The following is a 21,498-nucleotide window of genomic DNA, read 5'->3' as shown; positions in this document are numbered from 1 at the left end:
GAGAAAATCGATTTTTACGCTTTAAATTTTATAATCATCTTTCAAGCTATGGGAGGAATAAGGTAAAGGAACAAAAATTCATTATTTGAAATTGAGGGGGAGAAATTAATTTATGACGAAGCGTTACCTATATTTAATGAGTGGAATACAAACTTTTTTAGGTATCTATTTATTTTTTTTAAGTATGAAGTATGCATTTGTTGAAAGTGTAATGTCACAATGTTTCTTTGTAATTATCGTGGGTTTGTTTATGATTTTTTCTATATCCCGACAAGGGAATGAGAGTAAACTTTTAATAAAAAAAAGTAATCTTTTATTATTTGGTTATCCAATCATTCTAGTTATCAGCAGTATATTAATTTTTACGTCTATTCCTGCTTATACTTATCAAGAAGCAACTCAAATTATAGAGAATCAAACAGGTAATAAAACAAACAAACCCAAAGATTATAAGGCTTCAAATGGACTTTATTATATATATACGAATGAAGGGACATATATATTTAATCCTTGGGATGGCAATTTCGCACTTTTAGATTGAGATGTTACTCAGAAGTTTTGGTATTCATCAAAATTCCTTTAAAACTAATACGGTGATAGATTATGATATATTCAGTTTTGGAATTTACTACTATTTAAGAGATATAAAAATTTGTTGAAATACTTTCTTCTATGATATATCCCCTATCTCCTACTTTAACTTTACTTCTGCCTTATCTTCTCATGGATAGACAGGTTTTATCTATTAAATAATAATCGCCATTAATAGATTTTGATAGGCGATTTTAGTAACTTGTTTATAATACACAGAATCCTAGTATTAGTGACCCCCCTTCTGTTTTTTAAAATTGGTACTAACCCTCTACCAATCAGCCAATTTGAAGACATTTATGAAGAAGCATTAGGGATTTTTCTTGCTGCACTATATATGTAAAGCTTTGAATTGACTAAGGAGGCGAAAGAAAAACGCCACTAACTTAAAGTGTCGTAGCTACCTACAACAATCCCCTGCATAAAAGGGGATTATTTTTATGCTTAAAATTACTTTGACAGGTAGAGTAATATTTGCTAATATTACTCTGACAGATAGAGCAATATATTGAAGTAGGTGACTTATGGTTCGAAGTGATATCATCCGCGGACACTTGGATTCCATTATTTTAAGGCTCATTTTAGAGAAAGATCGTTATGGCTATGAAATTTCTCAGGAAATAAGTCTCCGCACAAATAATCGTTTTCAAATAAAAGAGGCAACTTTATACGCCGTTTTTCAACGTCTTGAGAAAAAGGAAATTATTGAAGCCTACTTTGGAGATGTCTCCCACGGTGGCAAACGAAAATATTACCGAATTACCCCATTAGGAAAAGCTTATTTAAATGAGCTAGTGAAAGAATGGTCGGAAGTAAAGGAAATTATCGACTTATTTATGGAGGGCTTAGAATGAAAAAAATTAAAAATCATATTGATGAGCTTTTTAAGGACTTTCCTCGTAACCATGAAACGGAAATGGTTAAACAGGAAATCATTCAAAATCTTGAAGAAAAAGTATTCTACTTAATGGATCAAGGCAAGGAGGAAGAGGATGCCATTAACAAAGCCATCGTGGAATTCGGGGATATTGAGGATTTAAAACAAGAATTAGATGTGAAGGAGCCCGAAAAGAGAAACATGTCGAGATTAAATTTGGAATTTTCTCTATGGGGTAGCGGCTTAATTATTGCATTTTTTATCTTTATAAACATTTACTATACCCCCCATACAATCTGGGCGATTTATCCTATTTTCGCTATTTTATGGTGGCCACTCGCAATGTACTTTGTTTGGTCACGTAAGAAATGGAGTGAATAAAAATGAAAAATTTAATTAACTTTTCCATTGCAGGTAGTTTAATGACCATGATATTTTTAGGAATCGTCAATTATACAACATCACCACAGACAGCATGGTTTATTTATCCGTGTTTATTACTTTTGCTATGGCCTATTACTTTATTTTTTATGCTAAAAAAAATGTATAAACCATATTCACTTATTTGCAGTGCTATGATAATTGCATTTCTTATCATTGAAAATTATTTATATTCACCTGAGCATTTTTGGTTTATCTATGCGGTTTACCCAATCATCTGGTGGCCAATTCTTATGTACTTGGATGAAAAAGCAAAAACATTAAAAATTGCACTAATAGGCTGTGCAACTACCATCATTTACTATTCCTTATTAAATATTATTTTATCTCACCCATATCCATGGGCGATCTATCCAGCTTTTTTAGTCATGTGGTGGCCCTTAGCTTTATACCATGCACAAAGAAAAACATTTGTAGCATTCTCTGTTACCGCTACAGTGCTTATCAGCATCTTTTTCATTACAGTAAATGTCGTCTCCTCACCAGGAGTAATATGGGCAATCTACCCAATTTTCATAGTCCTGTGGTGGCCCCTAAGCATGTACTTTTATGTTTATAAAAGAAAAATGTACATCTCAACAACCCTTCCTAAAAGAATCTAAACAGAGATAAAAGAATAATTTATTGGTGCTTGAAGATTTATTGATAATCCTGATGGCGATAGCATAGGTAATGTTATTCAGTATAAACATGGACTATATACATCCCAAAAGACTTTATTACAGGTCGTAGTAAATAATCTATTGCCGACTTTATTGGATGAATGGATGCACAATACATTTAAAAAATAAAAATATTAAAAAATAAGAGTACGTTTTGAATTAGTTATTTTCAAACAGTACTCTTTAAATTTATCCTCTGCCTGCTAAATTTTACCCTTTTCTGCTTACTATACCCTTTCATGATCTTTACGTCTTATAAACGATATTCTCCTACACCAAAAGTCACTTTATAAATATACTCACAATTAATTAGTAATCATTATTTTTATAAGTAAATAAAGGATATAATAGGAATTCGTCTAATATTAATTAATTAAAATTACTCCCTTTAAAACTCAATAGATAACAAAAAAATTTTGCAGCATACATTTAACTTAGGATCATTAATAAACAGAATCTATAAAAAATATTTCGTAAGTCGGAGGAAACGTTGAAAAATTTAGAACAGAAAGTACTTCGCTATATGATTTTTATTTTTGCAATGATTTATTTTAATTTTAGTTATTTTATAGAGAATGAACTGAATATAGACAGAAAATTTAATAGAATGCCTAATTTTAAAGAGGCATTACCTACTGCTTCTTTGTACTTTGTAATAGCACTTTTAATGACTTTATATGCCCGTAAGTTTCGTATCTTGGAATCTAAGGTTATTTACCTTATGATCCTGTGCTTCATAATTATTTTCTTTTTAATATATGGTTACTTTGAATATAAAGTAACTTACAAAGCATTAGGTAGTTGGTACTTTCATATGATTATTTGTATTCTCTTCTTCATCTGTAATTTCGTTTACATTTTTTTAGAAACTTTTTTTACAAAACAACAAATAAAAGATTAAAGCTTAAGTAAACACTTCAGTAGATATGTAGCACATATTATATACTTACTATATAATTTAGCTATTAAATATTTTAACAGGCTGTGATACTATGTCAGACAAAGACCAATTACCTTATGTAGAAGTCATTATGCGTGAAATGCTGGAAATACAGCAAAAATCGAAAATGTTTGTCAACCTCCTATCTGAAGGGGAATCATTATCTCAAAATCAACTAATTCTTTTACTTCAGTTAAAAATTAATGCTGGTATGAAAGCAACCGAAATTGCTGATTTCTTCAGTGTGACTCCTGGTGCCGTGACATCAATGTGCGACAAGCTGGAAAAATTAGATCTAGTACAGCGTGTTAGAGAAGATGGAGATCGACGGGTTGTAAAAATGGTTTTAACACATAATGGTGAAACTAAGGTTCAAGATTTATTTTTGAAGTTCTCCCAAGAAAAACTTACGGATATGGCTAAGGTTTTGAATGAAGTTAATCAGTTAATGAAAAAAATTTTTTAGGATTTCATAAAAATGAAATCCTTTTTTTATTTCCCAGAATATATCTAAGGTAATTCATGAATTTCTCATTATCTCATTGGTTCATTATTCACTTGCACAACGTATTTATATCATATAAAATACTAAAAATTATTATTATTTATACCTTTCTTAATATAAATACCATTAGAAATATTCTGATTTAATTTAAGATAAATATTATAATGGTATGTAAGAGGTGAGTTCAATGCGTTTAGAAGTGAATCAAAAATTAGATTTAAAACTAGCTATGACAAAACAATTGAGACAAGCAATAGAGCTATTACAAATGCCTTCAGATGAGCTCGAAACATTTCTTATAGAACAATCACTTTCAAATCCCTTAATTGAAGTGAAAGATAGCTATCACTTTAAGGAAGGTTATCATACAAGCAAATATACGAATCTACCTGAAAACAATGCAGAGTACAGGATATCAAATGTAGATCACCTTTTAAGTGAAATTCGTTTAACTTATCATTCATCTGAAGACTATCAGCTTCTTCAACAACTTATTCTGAATTTAAATGAATTTGGTTATTTACCAAATGCGACTCAGTTATTTTCGCAGTCACAATATAATCACGCTCTACAGCTTCTGAAAAATTTAGATTATGTAGGCGTGGGAGCTACAAATTTAAAGCATTGTTTACTGTTACAACTAGAAGCTTTCTATCCTGATGAATTATTTGCTAAAGAAATTATCCAACATCACTTAGAAAAATTAGCGGATCGTAAATGGAATGATATAAAAAAATGTTTACAGATAGATGAAGAAGAACTGAAATATACTATAAATATTATAAAATCATTAAACCCAAAGCCTTTTAAACCCGATTATTCTAGTATTTCTGAAGTTATTCGTCCTGATATAATAATTGACATTAAAGATGATTTCATTACTTACGCTTTAAGTAACTGGTTCTCGCCTTCTATTTCTATGACAAAAATAGAGTCGATGTACTTATCCGCAGAAGAACAAAAACAAATGAATAAATGGGAAAAGGATTTCAACTGGTTATCTCAATCTCTTGAACAACGAAGAGAGACAATGATCGCTATAATGGAGTACTTAATACGAGAACAATTGGAAGCCCTAAAAAATGGACTTCATTTTATAAAACCAATGACTCTTAAAGATATTTCAGTAGCTATTGATCGTCATGAATCTACTGTTAGTAGAGCAACGATGAACAAATATATTCAGGCACCTTGGGGAACTTTCTTAATGAAGAATTTATTTTCGTCTAAGGTCACGACTCATTCTGGGGAAGATATTTCTAAGGAAAAAATAAAAACACAAATTCTTGAACTTGTAAAAAATGAAAATAAGAAAAAACCTTTATCCGACAACAAAATACTAGAGCTCATTTGCAGCCAAGAAGAAGTTGAGTTATCTAGAAGAACTATCGCTAAATACCGAGATGAATTAAATATCCCCTCATCCTCTAAACGAAAAGAATTGTAGACGCAATAAAAGGTGAAGAGAACCGTTAAGCTCTCCTTCACCTTTTGATATATTTAAAGGGGAATTTTTTTAATGATGATCATTATTTTTTCGTTAAATTTTCCATCTTCTTGTAATCTATATCTTTCTGGAACCACATTTTTATTGCCTTGTGATTTTGCATAACTAGCATAGTCATACCATTTTGTATACGGGCTCCTAAATTTTTAGCTTGCTTAAGAAATGCTGTATATTGGGGATTATAAATGACATCCGAAACAATTGCATTTTCTTTTAGCTGTACAATATTTAAAGGCATCGCATCTGTATGTGGCCACATACCTATAGGGGTAGTTTGAATGATAACATCATATTTAAATGTTTGCTGTTCAGCTTCTTCATAGGATAAGCTCTTAACATTCGGTCTATCTATCGTATTCTTCACCTTATCTACTGTTCGATTTGTTATATCAATTTCAACATCTTCAAATTGCAGGAGCTCAAAGTAGATGGATTTAGCTACTCCTCCAAATCCAATCAAAAGAATTTTCATTCCATTCAAATTTGATAGGTTAAACTCTTGTAAAAGTCCTGCTAACCACGCTTGACCATCAAAATTATATCCAATAAGCTTACCGTTCACTGCTTGGATAATGTTCACAACACCTGTATTTTTAGCAGTAATATCTAATTCATCAATATATGACAGCACTTTCTCCTTATAGGGAATTGTGATAATTAATCCCCCATCACGACTGGATCTTAATTGCATCATTATATTGTTTAATCCATCATCCTCCACTTCAAATTTTTGAAACGAGGCTTGAATATTATTCTCTTTATAGGTTTCATTTTGCAATAAAGGCGAAAGCGAGTGCTCTAAGGGGTTTCCCAAAATACCATAGACTTGAATAAGTATCACCCTCTCTATTGTTATTGATTCCAAATAACTAGCTTTAACTCTGTCATTTCTTCTATAGCATATTTTACACCCTCGCGACAGTTACCACTTTCTTTCACACCTCCATACGGCATATGGTCTACCCTAAATGTTGGAATGTCATTGATAACTACTCCACCTACTTCTAATAGATGCATGGCTTTTGAAGCGTTTTGAATATCATTTGTAAAAATACCAGCTTGTAATCCAAACCTGGAATCATTTATTGCATCAATAGCTTGTTGAACGGCACTAATTTTATTTACTGTCACGATTGGCGCAAAGACTTCTTGGCATGATACTTTTGATGTCGAAGGTACTTCAGCTAAAATAGTAGGTTTTAAAATATTTGCTTCTACTTGGCCCCCACTAATTAATTTTGCTCCGTCTGCTATTGCCTCATCAATCCAGCTTAGTGCTCGATTATTGTCCTCTAAACTAATCAGCGTCGAAATATCTGTTGTTATATTCAGCGGATCGCCCAATATCAATTTCTCAGCCTTTTCTTTAAACTTTTGCAAAAATTCTTCTGCTATACTTTCATGCACATAAATGCGTTGTAATGAAATGCAAATTTGTCCTTGATTTGAAAATGCCCCAACCACACATTTATCAGTTATTACATCAATATCCGTATGTTGATCGATGATTAATCCTGCATTTGATCCTAGTTCTAGGGAGACTTTCTTCAGTCCAGCACGTTGTTTTATACCTAATCCAACACCTGGACTTCCCGTAAACGTAACCATCTTTACTTTTTCACTTTCTACCAATACATCTCCAACTGTTCTTCCACTCCCAGTTATCAAATTAAATGCGCCTTTAGGTAAATCTGTTTGACTTAATAATTCCGCTAAAAATATGGATGATAACGGTGTTTGGGAAGCTGGTTTTAGCACAACTGTATTACCTGCTGCAATTGCTGGACCTAATTTATGTGCGACTAAATTCATCGGGAAATTAAAAGGGGTAATAGCTGCCACCACTCCTAATGGTTCACGAATTGTTAATCCGATTTTATTCACGCCATTTTTGGCAGCATCGATTGGTAGAACTTCACCGTAAATTCGTTTTGCCTCTTCTGCCGCGAATTTATAAGTTTCTATTGTTCGTTCTACTTCGCCTATGGCAAATTTCAAAGGCTTCGCAGATTCTAATGAAATAATCTCAGCGGCTTTATCTTTATTAGCAATTAATAGATTTACTAACTGTTCTAATATATTTGAGCGCTCATACGCTGTTAGATTTCTCATTACTTTAAATGCTTCCTGCGCTGCATCGATTGCCTCTTCCACCTGTTCAGTTGAAGCCTGGGCGATATTTGCAATCGTTTGTTGTGAATAAGGTGACTTTAATTCGCTATATATTTCACTTTCTCTCCATTGTCCATCAATATATAAATTTTTTCTCATCGTGATAAAACACCTCCATCGACTGGGATTAAAATACCTGTAACATAATCAGATGCTTTGGTAGCCAAAAACATAGCTGTTCCTACAATATCTTGAGGATCACCCCATTTTTTAGATGGAATCCGATCCTCAAATTCTTTTTTACGTACTGAATCCTGTAAAATATCGGAATTCATATCTGTTAAAATATACCCTGGGGCAATGGCATTTACTTGAATCCCATATTGAGCCCATTCATTAGATAATGATTTTGTTAATTGTAGTACTGCTCCCTTACTTGCTGAATAAGGTGAAGAATTGTACGCCCCAACAATGGATACAATTGAGCTTAGATTAATAATTTTACCTTGTCCAAATTTCTTCATTTCGACTGCAGCTAATCGACTTAATTCAAATAAAGATAGGACATTTAAGTTAAATATTTTTTGCCATGTATCTAATGGTACATCCACCGCTGGACTACGTTTAATAATGCCTGCGCAGTTGATAAGAACATCTACTTTTCCATCTAATAGCTCTAAAGCTTGTTTAAAATATAGTTTTATTTTCTCGACTTCCATTAAGTCACACTTAATATAGCCAACATTTAAAGAGTTAAGTGACGCTACTTTATCAGAAATATCTAGAACGACAATTTCAGCTCCAGCCTGCTTAAAGGCCTTAACAAATTCGTGGCCAATTCCTTGAGCCCCACCGGTTACAATTATTTTTTTTCCCTTTAGATTAAAAAGTTCAGTGATGTCTGTCATGTTAATGAACCCCTTTACCAATACTTAAATTAGCTACTTCCATAAATATTTCAGACAGTGATGGGTGTGGTTGAATCATCTCAGCCATTTCATACACGGTACCTTCAAGACTCATATATGCTGTTCCCTGTCCAATTAATTCTGTTACATATGGACCTACCATACACATACCAAAAATTTCACCATATTTAGAATCTGTGAATACTTTGACAAAGCCATCTTTTTTTCCTAGCGTCTGAGCTTTTCCATTTCCAAAAAGATTATATTTAGTAACTGTGTAATCAATACCTTTACTTTTTAAGTCATTTTCTGATTGACCAATACTTGCAATTTGTAAATTTGTATAAATGCATCTTGGCACGATAGAATAATCCATTTTCTTTTGATTGCCTAAAATATTCTCAATGACCGTTAACCCTTCTGCACTTGCAACGTGAGCAAGCTGGTATCCGCCTATTACATCTCCGACCGCATAAATATTTGAAATATTTGTTTGTAAATAGTCGTTAACTTTAATAAATGCTCCATTATATGCTAGATCTAATTGCTTGGTCGCAGAATCGTTAGGTGTTCGCCCTACTGCGATAAGTAGCTCTTCTGAAGAAATGACATCTTTCTCTCCTGATTTCTTCTCAACCACTAGCATCTTTAATCCATTTTCTTCACTTACACTTGTTACGAGATGTTCTGTTAAAATATTAATTCCTTTATCGTGAAGCTTTTTGTGTAAAGCTTTTGAGGCTTCCTCATCCTCCATAGCAATAATTCTGTTGCTATATTCAATAATAGTCACTTTCGATCCTAAACTGCTAAATACATCTGCTAGCTCTACGCCTATTACCCCACCACCAACAATCGTCATAGATTTCGGTAATGTTTTAAGATCAAAAATTGTATCTGTTGTATGATATTGCACATTCTCTAAGCCTTCTACTTTCGGAATAAGTGGACGGCTTCCTGTTGCAATAATAATATTTTTTGTTGAAAGAGTAGTCTTTTCATTATTTGAAATGACTTCAACCTCTTGAGAATTTTTTATTAATCCTAATCCATTAAATACTTCTATTTTTCTAGCCTTTAATAAAGATTGGATACCCATTCTTAAATTATTAAGGACAGAATTTTTGTAGGAAACCATACCCTCCATCGAAAATTCTACGCCTTTTACTAAAATCCCACGTTGCTTTCCTTGCTCAATTTCTTCTAGTATTTCTGCATTTTTTAGATAGGTTTTTGATGGGATACAGCCTTGATTCAGGCAAGTTCCACCAAGCTGCCCAGCCTCTATAAGCGCAACCCTTAGTCCCTCACTAGCCCCCCTCAATGCAGCAACATATCCCCCGGGACCTCCACCAATTATGATTACATCAAATGTTGTCATTATTCTCACCTCGATTTATACAAGCATTCTAAATGGATGTTCTAGATTTTCTTTCAAGTCCGTCATAAACTGAGCAGCCGGCGCTCCGTCAATTACCCGATGATCAAACGATAGTGATAATTGCATCATTGAATTTATAACTACCTCATCATTTTTTACAATTGGCTTTTCCACAATTCTTCCTACACCTAAAATTGCTGACTGTGGCTGATTAATAATTGGTGTAAATGAATCAACAGCATACATACCTAGATTACTAATCGTAAAAGTACCATTTTCAAAATACTCTGGACTTAATTTTCCATTCTTTATGTTTGAAACTATTTCCTTACTTCTTTTTACAATCTCCGCTAAGCCTATTTGATCTGTATTTTCAATTACCGGTACTACTAAACCTTCATCTAGGGAAACAGCAAATCCAATATTGACCTCTTCATAAAAATGAATTTCGTTATTCTGTAATGAAATATTTAATGCTTTGTTTTTAGATAATGTATGTGCAACTGCTTTAACAATTAAATCGTTAAAGGATAATCGATATCCTGTTTCTTTCTCAATGACAGGTAGTAATTGTTTACGCAGAATTACACATTCCGTCATATTGATTTCTGTTGTCAATGTTACATGCGGTGCAGTGTAATAGCTTTCGCTCATTCGCTCTGCAATTACTTTTCTCATGCCTTTTAACGGTACTTTTGTCAGCAGTGTAGATTCTCTCTCTTGTGCTGATGTTGTCTTAGTAACAGCAGACAAGACATCCTTTTTCGTTATTTTACCGTGCTGTCCTGAGCCAATTAAATCTTTATCATCTATCTTTAGATCCTGAACCATCTTTTGTGCCAATGGCGTGATTTTAGATATATCTTGTTGTAAGTAATTTTCGACATCCTGTTTTTGTACGCGACTATTCGGACCTGTTCCAGATACAAGAGAAAGGTCAACCCCATTGTCTTTTGCAATCTTGTTGGCAGCAGGTGTTTTTCGCACTTTTTCTTGCTCATTGACTTCTTCCAATTTATTATCTTTAGATTCTGAGAAGTTTTTAGTTTGTTCTATAGCCTCATTTTCTTCACCCATATAGGCAATAACTTCATGTACTTTTACTGTGCTACCTGCATCATATAATTTTTTTAATAGATGTCCTGAAGATTCAGCTTCTACTTCTAGAACAATTTTATCTGTTTGAATTTCAGCAATGGGATCGCCTTCCTCGATAAATTCACCATCATTTACTAACCAACTAACAATGATGCCCTCTTCCATCGTTGCTCCTAATTTGGGCATTACCACTTCTCTTGCCATTTTAGTTCACCTCTATTTATTCATTAATTCTAAACATTTTTGATAAATATCTGATACTTGAGGGATTGCCGCTTTTTCAAGTTTTGGGTTGTACGGTATTGGTGCCTCTACTCCACCTAATCGTAAAATCGGTGCATCTAAGTAATCAAAAGCATCACTCTCTGCGATTAAACTAATAATTTCTGTACCAAATCCGCCTCTTTTCACTGCCTCATAAACGACTAGTACTCTTCCAGTTTTCTTTACAGATTCCAAAATCGCTTTTTCATCTAACGGAACAAGTGTCCGTGGGTCAATTACCTCCACATCAATTCCCTCTTGTTCTAGCTGTTGTGCAGCCTCTACCGCATGATTTACCATCATACCTGTGGCAATAATAGTAATGTCCTTCCCCTCTCGTTTAATATCTGCCACGCCAAGAGGAATTTCATAAGACTCTTCAGGAACATTTCCTTTTACGTTATAAAGCATCTTATGCTCATAGAATAAAACCGGATTGTCATCTTTTATTGCAGCTTTTAGTAAGCCCTTAGCATCGTATGCATTAGAAGGTTGTACAACTTTTAAGCCTGGTATATGTGTCATCCAAGCTTCTAAGCTCTGTGAATGTTGTGCTGCAAATCCTGCACCGGAGCCAGCTGGTAATCTAACTACCATTGGAACTTTTGCTTTTCCTCCAAACATATAACGCATTTTCGCCGCTTGGTTTACAATATTATCCATAGCAATTACAACAAAATCCGAAAATTGAATTTCTAAAATCGGGCGCATTCCTGTCATTGCTGAGCCGACAGCACATCCGCTAATTGCTGCTTCTGAAATAGGAGTAATACGAATTCGTTCAGGACCAAATTCATCAATCATTCCACTTGTGACACCAAAAGCTCCGCCATACACCCCGATATCCTCACCCATAACAAATACATCATTATCCTCACGCATTACCTGAGTCATTGCTTCTTTAATAGCTTCTGAATAACTAATTTCTCTCATCTTGATTTCTCCTTTTCCCTAGGCGTAAATATCTGTCATTAAAGTATCTAAACTTGGATCATCACTATTTTCAGCGTATTCAACTGCTTCTTTCATTTGGTTTTGAGCTTTTTCGTTTAACTCTATGAATTCGTTTTCATTTATGACATTATTTGAAATTAAAACTTCCTTAAAGGCTTCGATTGGATCCTTTGCTTTCTTCCACTCTTTCTCCTCTTCGCGCGTTCTATATTTTCGAGCATCACTTCTTGAATGCCCTTCCCATCGATAAGTTTCTGCCTCAATTAAAGTAGGACCATTACCCTGTTTCGCACGTTCAACTGCATCTTGTGTCGCTTTAATGACCTCTAAAATGTTATTACCGTTAATAGTTTCGCTTGGAATTCCGTAGCTCGATCCTCTGACAGCAATGGACTCTATATTTGTCATTTCCTTAATAGAACCTGACATTCCATATAAATTATTTTCACAGAAGAAAATTATAGGAAGCTTCCAAATTGAAGCAAGATTCAGAGATTCGTGGAACGCCCCTTCATTTGTTGCACCATCTCCGAAGAAGCACAGTACTACATAGCCTAATTCCTTCATTTTAGATGTTAAAGCAGCGCCGACACCTAGCGGGAGACCAGCTGCTACAATACCATTCGCACCAAGATTCCCAACTGTCATATCAGCGATGTGCATTGAACCACCTTTACCCTTACAATGGCCTGTTACCTTTCCAAGTAGCTCTGCAACCATCTTTTTAACATCTGTTCCTTTAGCAATACTGTGTCCATGACCGCGATGTGTGCTCGTAATCTTATCTTCATTATTCAGTGGGAAACAAGCACCTACTGCTGTGGCTTCTTGACCAATACATAGATGCATAGTTCCATGAATTTTTCCTTGTTGATATAGTTGTTTCAGTGTCTCTTCGAACTTTCTGATGAGAATCATGTCATACAACATTTTCTTTAAATCCTGTTTGTCTAAGCCTAATTCCTGAAATAATAATTCATTTGACATATTTAGAACCTCCTAAAAATATTTACACTAATTATTAATGCAAAAAGCATGCCAACTTTTATCGATGCAAAAATCCAGTATTTTCTCATCGAACTAGAGAAAAAATGATGTATAATTGTGCCCAAGTGATGAATTATTACATCATGTCTACTTAAGGGGGAGTATGAATGTTTTACAATCAATTAAAAATACTTGGGGTTATAGAGTGGGATCAAAATAGAGATGTTCTAGTATGTAATGAATCTGCCAAGACTTATGAAAAGTTTTTTGATGATATAAAAAAACAAGTTTCTAATGGTTATAAGTATTTTTGTATGTTGAATTCTAACTTGGAGATAAATGTTTTAAACAATGTTGAGGATTTTTCTAAGCTTACAATTTTTTTATTACCTCTAACAGAATCCGTTAGCTTAAATCAGGAAATTGATAAATTGGATAATTTAAAAAAAGAACTTGATGAAGTTATTAATTCATCATTCGACGGTATTGTTATTTCTGATGCCAAAGGAAAGATTATGTATCAGAATCCTGCTTATGAAAGAATTACAGAGCTTTCAACTGAATTTTGTATAGGAAAAAACCTACAATCATTAGTTGACAAAGGAATTATTGATGTTTCTGCATCATTAAAGGCTATCAAGGGGAATCGTGCTATTACAATAAGTCAGAAGATTAAAACAGGGAAAAGCGTTTTAGTTTCAGCCGTTCCAATCAGAAACAAGCAAGGCGAAATCATCAAAATTGTGAATAATGTTCGTGACTTAACCCAGCTAAATAATTTAGAGACAGAAATTCAACAATTAGAAATTAAAAATCAAAGAATCCATGAAGAATTACAACAATTAAAAGGGATTAGTGACCCGAAATATTCAATTATTGCACATTCTACACAAATGAAAGATGTTATTGACCGGGCTCTAAGAGTTGCACAAATTGATTCAGGCGTATTAATTCAAGGGCCATCTGGTGTAGGTAAAGAAAAAATAGTAGATTTAATACACCGAAATAGTATTCGCAAGGACGGACCATTGATTAAAATTAATTGTGGTGCAATCCCCGAGTCTCTTCTTGAATCGGAATTATTCGGATATGAATCAGGTTCTTTTACTGGTGCCACAAAAAAAGGTAAGGCTGGATTATTTGAGGCCGCTAATAATGGGACAATTTTTTTAGATGAAATTGGAGAAATGCCACTACAACTTCAAGTAAAACTATTACGAATACTTCAAGAACGGGAAGTTGTACGCATTGGCGGTACAACGCCAATTCAAGTAGACGTCCGTGTAATTGCTGCAACAAACAGGAATTTATCGGATATGATTGAAGAGACGAAATTTAGAGAGGATTTATACTATCGACTTAATATTATCCCAATAAAAATTCCACCGCTTGAGCAAAGAGTAGAGGATATCATTCCTCTTATTTATCATTTTACGAATAATTTAAATATTAAATATGGATTAAACCGTTCTTTTTCATCTGAAGTGCTTGAAACATTTGTCAATTATAAATGGCCAGGGAATGTCAGAGAGTTACAGAACATCGTAGAACGAGTTGTTTTAATGAGTCAACATTCAGAAATTACGATGGATGATTTACAACGGGAATTAAACTTAAATAGCGATAACATTCAAGTATCAAATAGTAATACATTAATTACCCATCATTTACCGTTAAAGGATCAGGTTGAATCTTTTGAGGAAAGTATTATTCGAGAAGCAATTAAAATTTATCCTAGTATAAGAAAAGCAGCACTTGCATTAAAAATAGATCAATCCACACTTGTAAGAAAACTACAAAAATATAAAGTAGAGAACCATTCATAAAAAAAATGACCTCCTGCTTTTAAACAGCGGAGGTCATTTATATTTAACTTTAATATTTTATTTACTAGATAATAACTGTGGTAAAAATAATGTTAATTGAGGCACAAATGTAATGACCCCCAGTAATATTAGCAACGCGACTAAAATAGGCGTTAAATGTTTAAAGGTTTCTTCAAAACGTATATTTGCCACTTTTGCCCCAATAAACAGATTTAATCCTAATGGTGGTGTTAATAAGCCTAACGTCAGGTTAAAGCATACGATCATTCCAAAATGTAATGGATCTACTCCTAAAGGTATAACGATTGGTAATAGTAATGGTACAAATATTAATAATGCTGCAACAGTTTCAATAAACATTCCTACAACTAATAAGAAAAGGTTAATTAACACTAGAACGATAATCGGATTTGTTGTAAAATCTGAAATGCCATTAGCTATATATTGTGGTACTTGCTCTAATGTTAAAATTTTACCGAAGAACGTTGCAGTACCAACAAAAATCATGACAGAACCAGATGTAACGGCAGCCTTTAAAAATACATCCATTAAATCACTGAATCGTAATTCTTTATAAATGAATATACTTACGATTAAGCTATAAACAACAGCTACTACCGCAGCTTCGGTAGGCGTTACAATACCACCATAGATCCCACCTAAAATAATAATAGGGGCTAATAATCCGAACTTTGCTTCATTTAATGATCGCCAAAAACCTATTTTTTCTTCCTCTGGTTGTTGGTCCACATAGCCTTCTTTTTTACATACAATATAGTTAATGATGATTAATATCACTGCAATTAATAAACCCGGGACAATACCAGCGATAAATAAGTCACTAATTGATACCCCTGCCATGATCCCGTAGAAAATAAAGACAATACTTGGTGGTATGATAGGACCGAGGGCACCTGCACTTGCTGTTAATGCTGCGGCGTATGGTTTCTTATAACCACTGTTAATCATGTGTGGTATCATAATTCCGCCGATACTAGCAACCGTTGCTGCACCTGATCCAGAGATTGCTGCAAAAATTAAACTTGCAAGTATCGTAATTAAACCTAAGCTTCCTGTCCAGGAGCCCACCATTGATTTGAAGAAATCAATAAGTCTTCTAGAAATCCCCCCTGTACTCATTAATTCACCCGCTAAGATGAAAAATGGTACAGCTAATAATGAGAACGAATCATTCGATGTAAATGTCGCTTGAATAAGAAATGAAATAGGTATTGTTCCTTCAATTAGAACAACAGTTAACGCAGAAATAGCTAAAGCAATTGCAATTGGGATATTTATTAATAGACATAGAATAAATACAATTGTGAGAATTCCAATGGCCCCTAACATTATTTCTCACCCTCTTTTCTCTTTACAAAAATATCTAATATCTCCACTACAAAAATTCTTATAGCCATTAAAAAATACCCAATTGGAATCCCTAAATAGACTACCCCCATTGGCAAATTAAGTGCTGCTGAAGTTGCGTTTTGTTTGTATAAATTAATTGCATATTGAAAGCCTAGATACGAAATATATAAACTGAACAGCATCCATATAAAACTACCTATCAAGTTGACATATGGTCGAATTTTTTTGGGGATAATCATATTCAATGCTTCTACTCTAATATGTGCTTTCGTAATGACAGCATAGCTTGCACTAATAAAAACAAACCAAACAAACAAATATCTTGATAGTTCTTCTGCCCAAACAATTGAGGAGTTAAAAACATATCTTGAAACCACAGCGGCAAACATGACTAGTGTCATAATTAATAGAATTGCAAAGCTAGCATAAGCTTCAATTGATTTCTTCATAGGCTTCTCCATTGCTTGTCCCCTCCTTTTGTGCCCTTGTAATTTCAATATGTTTCATTACAAGGGCAATATGTTGAATTTTATTTCTCAGGAAATTATTTCAATTCCTCTAGTAATTTAATAGCTAATTCATAATTTTCTTGACCAATTGCATCCATGTTGTCTTTGGCAACATTTGATGTTGCTTCTTTAAATTTCTCTCTCTCTTCCTCAGATAATTCGACTACATCCACACCTTTATCTTTTAAGCCTTCGATGGCATCTTTTTCAGCTTTCGTTACAAGGTCTATTGCGTATTTTGTATAGGAAGCTACAGATTCATCTAACGTTTTTTTCATATCTTCACTTAAACCATCATAGAAATCCTTATTTACTAGCACACCATGTAATAATAAAATGTGATTTGTCGCTGTAAAATGGTTATTTACTTCATAAAAGCGATCTCCGTAAATTAAAGGTGTTGTTGTAGATACACCATCGATTGTACCTTGCTGTAACCCTGTAAACACTTCACTATAAGCCATTGGTGTTGGGTTTGCTTTCATTGACTTCAAGGTACTTAAATGTAAATTTGCAGATGAGCTTCTAATCTTCAAACCTTTTAGATCTTCGGGTTCCTTAACAGATGTTTTACCATTTAAAATGCTATAGTAACCTAAATCAATGAATCCAAGCAGATACATATTTGATTTATCGGCAACTTCTTTCTTTAATAGGTCACCATATTCTCCCTCTAGGAAAGTGTAAAATTGTTCACGGCTATCAAATAAAAATGGTACATCGAAAATATTAAAAGCATTTGCACCAATTGAATTCGCAATACCGTATGCCGATGTTGTTGACAGTTGAATTGTACCGTTTTGCAATAATTCCGCTGTTGTTTCATCAGAAGTTGTTAATGTACCGCCATTATAAATTTCAACGTTTACATCACCGTTGCTTTTCTCTTCAATGGTATCCTTAAAATTCTCATATCCTAAATTTAAAAAGTTATTTGCATCAACTTGGTTGGCCATTTTTATCGTAGTTGCTTTACCATTTGATGCTGATTCTTTTCCACTGTTGCTTGAACACGCTGCTAAAAATATTAACGACAACGCCATTATTGATAACATTAATTTTTTTAGTACATTTTTATTTTTCATAGTATAATCCTCCTATTTTTTTACAAAATCAATTCAATTATTTTGATAATAATTGTTTATTTCTACAGAATTAAAAATTCATTTTAGATTGTCCACCGTCTACATTAATGGTTGCACCAACAATCCAAGAAGCTTTTTCAGACGACAAATAAACGACTACATCTGCAATTTCTTCTGGTTTACCAAAACGGCCTGCTGGAATATCATTTTTTACAAACTCTTCAATTTTATAAGGATTTTCTCTTGTTAGCCTTCCCCAAACGCCACTTTCATGATAAACACTACCAGGTGCAATGCTATTAACTCTTATACCGTATTTAACGACTTCGCTTGCTAATGCTTTCGTGAAACTAATTAATGCTGCCTTTGAATTATTGTAGGTTGCCTTGCCTCCACTTTCCCTACCATAAATAGAAGAAATGTTAATAATATTGCCTCTTCCTTGTTTTTTCATATGTTTCAGAACCAACTTGCTAAGATGTACGATCGAAAAATAATTTAATTCAAATGCTTCATAGAAATTCTCCATGGGAGTTTCTAATATACTAGAGCCATTACTTCCCCCTGCATTATTTATCAATATATCGATATGATCATGATCTAATATGTATTTTTCGATTAGACCTTCACGCTCATAATTATTCGTAATATCGGATTGATAGGTTGTAACATTTTTTAACTGCAGTTTGGCTTCATTCAAATGCTCTATAGAACGGCCAACAATTGAAACACACGCATTTTCTTCTATAAACCTCTTAGCTATTTCCAGTCCAATGCCCTTTGAACCACCAATAATCAATACATTTTTTCTAGCTAGATTCAACTCCATATAATTGCTCACTTTCTTGGGATTATTGTTTAAACACCCAATTTTTATCTTCCTAAAAATCCACCGTCTACCGGTAAGAGGATGCCATTGATATAGTTTGATTTATCTGAGCATAAAAATTGTAAAGCACCTGCTAATTCATTCGGCTCGCCAAACCGTTCAGCAGGTATACGGCTAATTAGTGATTGATATCTTGATTCATCTTCAAGAATAAATTGATTTAATGCTGTATTATAATACCCAGGAGCAATTGCATTTACATTAATACCCTTTTTAGCCCATTCATTGGATAAAGATTTTGTCAGTTGGGCAACCGCTCCTTTACTTGCAGAATAGGCAGATGCATTATAACCGCCCTGTACAGCTAATACAGATGCAATATTGACTATTTTCCCAGCGCCCTTTTTCAACATTTCATGATATGCCAGTCTACTTAATTCGAATATTGCAGTGACATTAACATCAATGATTTTTTGGAAGTCCTCAATTTGTAAATCAATTGCAGGCATTGGTTTATGGATTCCTGCATTATTTACAAGAATATCTAATTCCCCGCCTAATAGTTGGACTGCTACATGGAATACTTCTGGAATTTTCTCTAAATTCGACAAATCTGCTCGTACCCCGTATACAGAAAATCCTTCATTCTGCATATCTTTAGCAATTTTCTCTACATCATTGGAGTAATCAATAATGCAAACCTCTACACCATATTCACAAAGCCCTTTTACCATTGCTAACCCAAGACCTTGAACGCCACCTGTAAGTATTGCTTTTTTACCTTGTAAACTTTGCATAGACTCCACCCTTTACTGAATTCGCTTTCATTAATTTGTACTCTTTTCCATCAGCTCAATAATATATCCATCTGGATCATACATATAAATAGCTTTTGATCCCTTATTTGCACCTAATGTAATTTCTACAATTTTTTTAGATCTAAATTGAACTCCAGACAATTTTAGACGCTCGTACATTTCTTCTATTCCTTCAACCTTTAGACAAATATGTCCTGATCCATAATCACATGGACGAACATTTCCTGGATATCTTTCCATGCCAACATACTCAAGTAACTCTATTTCATTCCCTCCTGGAATTCTAATAAATGCAATTTTGACCTCTTGTAAATTGACAAGTTCAACTATGTCTGAAATATATTCATTACTTGAAATTTGTCTCGAGATTAATTCCAAACCTAACTTATTTACATAAAAATCTAAAGAAATCTCTAAATCCTTTACCGTTATTCCACTATGGATAAAACCTGTGACTTTCCCCTTCACATTTATCCCCCCTTTCTGCTTCACTTTTATATCATGCAAAAACCGTGCCAATTTTAAACCGTGATGAATAGCTAGTACATTTAGATTAATAACACCAGATGACCCATAAAAATATTTGCAAAAAATCATCACTTGATGATTTTTAACATCATTTCATTTTAAGGCTTCCTAACTTTTATTTCCTAGAAAATATATGAGGACTCATTTAGCGCATATTTAGGCAAATTATTAGTTCTTGACAAAATGAAGCTATATATATTTTAATTAATATATATTTCAATTATTAAAATATAAAATAATTAAAATAAAATGAGGTGAATATTTTTGATTCAAAAACTACGCACTGTAACCCTTACAAATGGCAATATTAAAGATTTAGCTACAGACTGTGAGCAATTAAATATTCGAGGAGCTGTTGCTTTACATCAAGAAATACGGCTAAAAAAGATCTCTGCACATGGTCATAGTTCTTTTCATTCCCGTGTAGTAGCGCAAATTTTCAACAGTACAGGATCATGCAGATTAAAAGATTATTGTGAAATTAATGAAATTACGAGTGCTGGCAGCTTTAAGCTGAACAATGGAAAAGTAATAAAATTAAATAGCACTGGAAAGTTAACCATTGAACAAAGTTTAGAGGCCGAATCTGTAGATGTAATTGGTATTGTGAAAGCAGCAAAAATAAATGCTAAAAGTTTCGCTTTAAAATTGTCTGGTGAAAGTGAGATTAAAGATCTGAGTGCTGATGATATTTGGGTAGATAAGGATAGGATTTCCATTCTTCCATTATTAAAGAAAAAATTAAATTGTAATTATGTAAAAGGGAAAAATGTACGTTTGTCGTATACGCACGCAGAAATAGTGGATGGGGAAATTGTAAACGTAGGGAATAATTGCAGAATAAAAACACTTTATTATACGGAAAGTTATTCAATTGCTCCGAATTCAAAAGTACAACAAATTATACGGAGGGAAAAAGAGTGACATTTATAAAAATCATTCAAAGCTTTTTTTGCTCATTAGCCCTCTTTGTATTAGTAATCCTCTATGCAGGCTTGATTTTAAGTGCATTATTGTCAATATTAGCTGGCATTTTACGAACATCTGGTCTTGAACAAATTAAGATGAGCCTATGGAGTGGCGTTGACCTTCCAGTCGCTTTTAGTATTCCTCTAGCCCTTCTCGTAGCTCTACTGCTTTTCTTTTGTTCAATGTATGTCAAACGCTCTATCCGATTCTGTTTATCGAAGCTTAAATTTTAAAATAAAGAAGAGGCTGGGACAAAACCCTTCTCTAAACTAAAAAGCCGGTGAAATTTTACGATCAGTAAAATTTCACCGGTTTTAAATTTTTTTCATAAAAAAA

The 21,498-nt window shown here is 33.5% G+C and carries 23 protein-coding genes; 10 read left to right on the top strand and 13 right to left on the bottom strand.

Annotated elements, in window-relative coordinates:
- The first annotated feature begins 112 nt into the window (after positions 1–112).
- The 7 genes from ACQKIM_RS22590 to rpoN all read left to right on the top strand — a co-directional run bounded on the left by ACQKIM_RS22590 (position 113) and on the right by rpoN (position 5,463).
- Entirely contained in the window at positions 113–541 is a 429-nt protein-coding gene (locus tag ACQKIM_RS22590) for a hypothetical protein (RefSeq protein WP_427548333.1), read from the top strand.
- Between the two features lie 574 nt (positions 542–1,115).
- Entirely contained in the window at positions 1,116–1,445 is a 330-nt protein-coding gene (locus ACQKIM_RS22585) for a PadR family transcriptional regulator (protein ID WP_427548331.1), read from the top strand.
- A complete protein-coding gene (locus tag ACQKIM_RS22580) occupies positions 1,442–1,849 on the top strand; it encodes a permease prefix domain 1-containing protein (RefSeq protein ID WP_427548330.1) in 408 nt (135 codons plus the stop codon). Before ACQKIM_RS22585 ends, ACQKIM_RS22580 begins: the two co-directional genes overlap by 4 nt.
- Positions 1,850–1,851: 2 nt before the next feature.
- Positions 1,852–2,511, top strand: a complete 660-nt coding sequence (locus ACQKIM_RS22575) for a hypothetical protein (protein ID WP_427548328.1) — start codon at positions 1,852–1,854, stop codon at positions 2,509–2,511.
- A 550-nt stretch (positions 2,512–3,061) separates the two neighbouring features.
- The gene (locus ACQKIM_RS22570; RefSeq protein ID WP_427548326.1) at positions 3,062–3,472 is read left to right on the top strand and encodes a hypothetical protein; all 411 of its coding nucleotides are present in this window, start codon (positions 3,062–3,064) and stop codon (positions 3,470–3,472) included.
- A 91-nt stretch (positions 3,473–3,563) separates the two neighbouring features.
- Positions 3,564–3,977 carry a MarR family winged helix-turn-helix transcriptional regulator gene (locus ACQKIM_RS22565; protein WP_427548324.1) on the top strand — a complete coding sequence of 138 codons (414 nt, stop codon included), beginning with the start codon at positions 3,564–3,566 and terminating at the stop codon, positions 3,975–3,977.
- A 226-nt stretch (positions 3,978–4,203) separates the two neighbouring features.
- Positions 4,204–5,463, top strand: coding sequence for an RNA polymerase factor sigma-54 (gene rpoN, locus ACQKIM_RS22560; protein WP_427548322.1), 1,260 nt, complete (start codon positions 4,204–4,206; stop codon positions 5,461–5,463).
- A gap of 82 nt (positions 5,464–5,545) precedes the next feature.
- Here the strand turns inward: rpoN and aroE are convergent, their stop codons facing one another.
- From aroE to ACQKIM_RS22525, 7 genes are read right to left on the bottom strand one after another with little or no spacing between them, the layout of a single operon-like run.
- The gene (aroE, locus tag ACQKIM_RS22555; protein ID WP_427548320.1) at positions 5,546–6,364 is read right to left on the bottom strand and encodes a shikimate dehydrogenase; all 819 of its coding nucleotides are present in this window, start codon (positions 6,362–6,364) and stop codon (positions 5,546–5,548) included.
- A gap of 11 nt (positions 6,365–6,375) precedes the next feature.
- On the bottom strand, positions 6,376–7,794 hold the full coding sequence (locus ACQKIM_RS22550; RefSeq protein WP_427548318.1) for an aldehyde dehydrogenase family protein: 1,419 nt from the start codon (positions 7,792–7,794) through the stop codon (positions 6,376–6,378).
- Positions 7,791–8,543 carry an SDR family NAD(P)-dependent oxidoreductase gene (locus ACQKIM_RS22545; RefSeq protein ID WP_427548316.1) on the bottom strand — a complete coding sequence of 251 codons (753 nt, stop codon included), beginning with the start codon at positions 8,541–8,543 and terminating at the stop codon, positions 7,791–7,793. The genes ACQKIM_RS22550 and ACQKIM_RS22545 overlap by 4 nt, the downstream gene beginning before the upstream one ends.
- A 1-nt stretch (position 8,544) precedes the next feature.
- Complete coding sequence (lpdA, locus tag ACQKIM_RS22540; RefSeq protein WP_427548314.1) at positions 8,545–9,924, bottom strand: dihydrolipoyl dehydrogenase; 1,380 nt, start codon at positions 9,922–9,924, stop codon at positions 8,545–8,547.
- Between the two features lie 15 nt (positions 9,925–9,939).
- Entirely contained in the window at positions 9,940–11,226 is a 1,287-nt protein-coding gene (locus ACQKIM_RS22535; RefSeq protein WP_427548312.1) for a dihydrolipoamide acetyltransferase family protein, read from the bottom strand.
- 12 nt (positions 11,227–11,238) lie between these two features.
- Positions 11,239–12,219, bottom strand: coding sequence for an alpha-ketoacid dehydrogenase subunit beta (locus tag ACQKIM_RS22530; RefSeq protein ID WP_427548310.1), 981 nt, complete (start codon positions 12,217–12,219; stop codon positions 11,239–11,241).
- Between the two features lie 18 nt (positions 12,220–12,237).
- On the bottom strand, positions 12,238–13,227 hold the full coding sequence (locus ACQKIM_RS22525; RefSeq protein ID WP_427548308.1) for a thiamine pyrophosphate-dependent dehydrogenase E1 component subunit alpha: 990 nt from the start codon (positions 13,225–13,227) through the stop codon (positions 12,238–12,240).
- Positions 13,228–13,394: 167 nt separating this feature from the next.
- On the opposite strand from ACQKIM_RS22525, the gene ACQKIM_RS22520 reads away from it, so the two are divergent.
- Complete coding sequence (locus ACQKIM_RS22520; protein ID WP_427548306.1) at positions 13,395–15,053, top strand: sigma-54 interaction domain-containing protein; 1,659 nt, start codon at positions 13,395–13,397, stop codon at positions 15,051–15,053.
- 57 nt (positions 15,054–15,110) lie between these two features.
- Here ACQKIM_RS22520 and ACQKIM_RS22515 read toward each other — a convergent pair whose 3' ends face one another.
- The 6 genes from ACQKIM_RS22515 to ACQKIM_RS22490 all read right to left on the bottom strand — a co-directional run bounded on the left by ACQKIM_RS22515 (position 15,111) and on the right by ACQKIM_RS22490 (position 20,133).
- Positions 15,111–16,403 carry a TRAP transporter large permease gene (locus ACQKIM_RS22515; protein WP_427548304.1) on the bottom strand — a complete coding sequence of 431 codons (1,293 nt, stop codon included), beginning with the start codon at positions 16,401–16,403 and terminating at the stop codon, positions 15,111–15,113.
- Positions 16,403–16,885, bottom strand: coding sequence for a TRAP transporter small permease (locus ACQKIM_RS22510; RefSeq protein WP_427548302.1), 483 nt, complete (start codon positions 16,883–16,885; stop codon positions 16,403–16,405). Before ACQKIM_RS22510 ends, ACQKIM_RS22515 begins: the two co-directional genes overlap by 1 nt.
- A gap of 83 nt (positions 16,886–16,968) precedes the next feature.
- Positions 16,969–18,018 carry a TRAP transporter substrate-binding protein gene (locus tag ACQKIM_RS22505; protein WP_427548300.1) on the bottom strand — a complete coding sequence of 350 codons (1,050 nt, stop codon included), beginning with the start codon at positions 18,016–18,018 and terminating at the stop codon, positions 16,969–16,971.
- Positions 18,019–18,088: 70 nt separating this feature from the next.
- On the bottom strand, positions 18,089–18,847 hold the full coding sequence (locus tag ACQKIM_RS22500) for an SDR family NAD(P)-dependent oxidoreductase (RefSeq protein ID WP_427548298.1): 759 nt from the start codon (positions 18,845–18,847) through the stop codon (positions 18,089–18,091).
- Positions 18,848–18,891: 44 nt separating this feature from the next.
- A complete protein-coding gene (locus tag ACQKIM_RS22495; RefSeq protein WP_427548297.1) occupies positions 18,892–19,644 on the bottom strand; it encodes an SDR family NAD(P)-dependent oxidoreductase in 753 nt (250 codons plus the stop codon).
- 30 nt (positions 19,645–19,674) lie between these two features.
- Positions 19,675–20,133, bottom strand: a complete 459-nt coding sequence (locus ACQKIM_RS22490) for a VOC family protein (RefSeq protein WP_427548295.1) — start codon at positions 20,131–20,133, stop codon at positions 19,675–19,677.
- 324 nt (positions 20,134–20,457) lie between these two features.
- Between ACQKIM_RS22490 and ACQKIM_RS22485 the strand changes: the two genes are divergently transcribed.
- Together ACQKIM_RS22485 and ACQKIM_RS22480 are read left to right on the top strand one after the other, a co-directional pair.
- On the top strand, positions 20,458–21,117 hold the full coding sequence (locus tag ACQKIM_RS22485; protein ID WP_427548293.1) for a hypothetical protein: 660 nt from the start codon (positions 20,458–20,460) through the stop codon (positions 21,115–21,117).
- Positions 21,114–21,395 carry a hypothetical protein gene (locus tag ACQKIM_RS22480; protein ID WP_427548291.1) on the top strand — a complete coding sequence of 94 codons (282 nt, stop codon included), beginning with the start codon at positions 21,114–21,116 and terminating at the stop codon, positions 21,393–21,395. Before ACQKIM_RS22485 ends, ACQKIM_RS22480 begins: the two co-directional genes overlap by 4 nt.
- The last annotated feature ends 103 nt before the right edge of the window (positions 21,396–21,498 follow it).

It is taken from the genome of Lysinibacillus sp. NPDC047702, assembly GCF_050272555.1.
Taxonomy (GTDB): domain Bacteria; phylum Bacillota; class Bacilli; order Bacillales_A; family Planococcaceae; genus Lysinibacillus.
This window is presented reverse-complemented; position numbering and strand designations above follow the sequence as displayed.

Excerpts from the sequence above, each read along its gene's own strand:
- ACQKIM_RS22520 (WP_427548306.1), top strand. The coding sequence starts at position 13,395 with ATGTTTTACAATCAATTAAAAATACTTGGGGTTATAGAGTGGGATCAA.
- ACQKIM_RS22500 (WP_427548298.1), bottom strand. The coding sequence starts at position 18,847 with ATGGAGTTGAATCTAGCTAGAAAAAATGTATTGATTATTGGTGGTTCA.
- ACQKIM_RS22590 (WP_427548333.1), top strand. The coding sequence starts at position 113 with ATGACGAAGCGTTACCTATATTTAATGAGTGGAATACAAACTTTTTTA.
- ACQKIM_RS22530 (WP_427548310.1), bottom strand. The coding sequence starts at position 12,219 with ATGAGAGAAATTAGTTATTCAGAAGCTATTAAAGAAGCAATGACTCAG.
- ACQKIM_RS22575 (WP_427548328.1), top strand. The coding sequence starts at position 1,852 with ATGAAAAATTTAATTAACTTTTCCATTGCAGGTAGTTTAATGACCATG.
- ACQKIM_RS22550 (WP_427548318.1), bottom strand. The coding sequence starts at position 7,794 with ATGAGAAAAAATTTATATATTGATGGACAATGGAGAGAAAGTGAAATA.
- ACQKIM_RS22515 (WP_427548304.1), bottom strand. The coding sequence starts at position 16,403 with ATGTTAGGGGCCATTGGAATTCTCACAATTGTATTTATTCTATGTCTA.
- ACQKIM_RS22535 (WP_427548312.1), bottom strand. The coding sequence starts at position 11,226 with ATGGCAAGAGAAGTGGTAATGCCCAAATTAGGAGCAACGATGGAAGAG.
- lpdA (WP_427548314.1), bottom strand. The coding sequence starts at position 9,924 with ATGACAACATTTGATGTAATCATAATTGGTGGAGGTCCCGGGGGATAT.
- ACQKIM_RS22510 (WP_427548302.1), bottom strand. The coding sequence starts at position 16,885 with ATGGAGAAGCCTATGAAGAAATCAATTGAAGCTTATGCTAGCTTTGCA.
- ACQKIM_RS22505 (WP_427548300.1), bottom strand. The coding sequence starts at position 18,018 with ATGAAAAATAAAAATGTACTAAAAAAATTAATGTTATCAATAATGGCG.
- ACQKIM_RS22565 (WP_427548324.1), top strand. The coding sequence starts at position 3,564 with ATGTCAGACAAAGACCAATTACCTTATGTAGAAGTCATTATGCGTGAA.
- ACQKIM_RS22585 (WP_427548331.1), top strand. The coding sequence starts at position 1,116 with ATGGTTCGAAGTGATATCATCCGCGGACACTTGGATTCCATTATTTTA.
- ACQKIM_RS22525 (WP_427548308.1), bottom strand. The coding sequence starts at position 13,227 with ATGTCAAATGAATTATTATTTCAGGAATTAGGCTTAGACAAACAGGAT.
- ACQKIM_RS22495 (WP_427548297.1), bottom strand. The coding sequence starts at position 19,644 with ATGCAAAGTTTACAAGGTAAAAAAGCAATACTTACAGGTGGCGTTCAA.
- ACQKIM_RS22580 (WP_427548330.1), top strand. The coding sequence starts at position 1,442 with ATGAAAAAAATTAAAAATCATATTGATGAGCTTTTTAAGGACTTTCCT.
- rpoN (WP_427548322.1), top strand. The coding sequence starts at position 4,204 with ATGCGTTTAGAAGTGAATCAAAAATTAGATTTAAAACTAGCTATGACA.
- ACQKIM_RS22545 (WP_427548316.1), bottom strand. The coding sequence starts at position 8,543 with ATGACAGACATCACTGAACTTTTTAATCTAAAGGGAAAAAAAATAATT.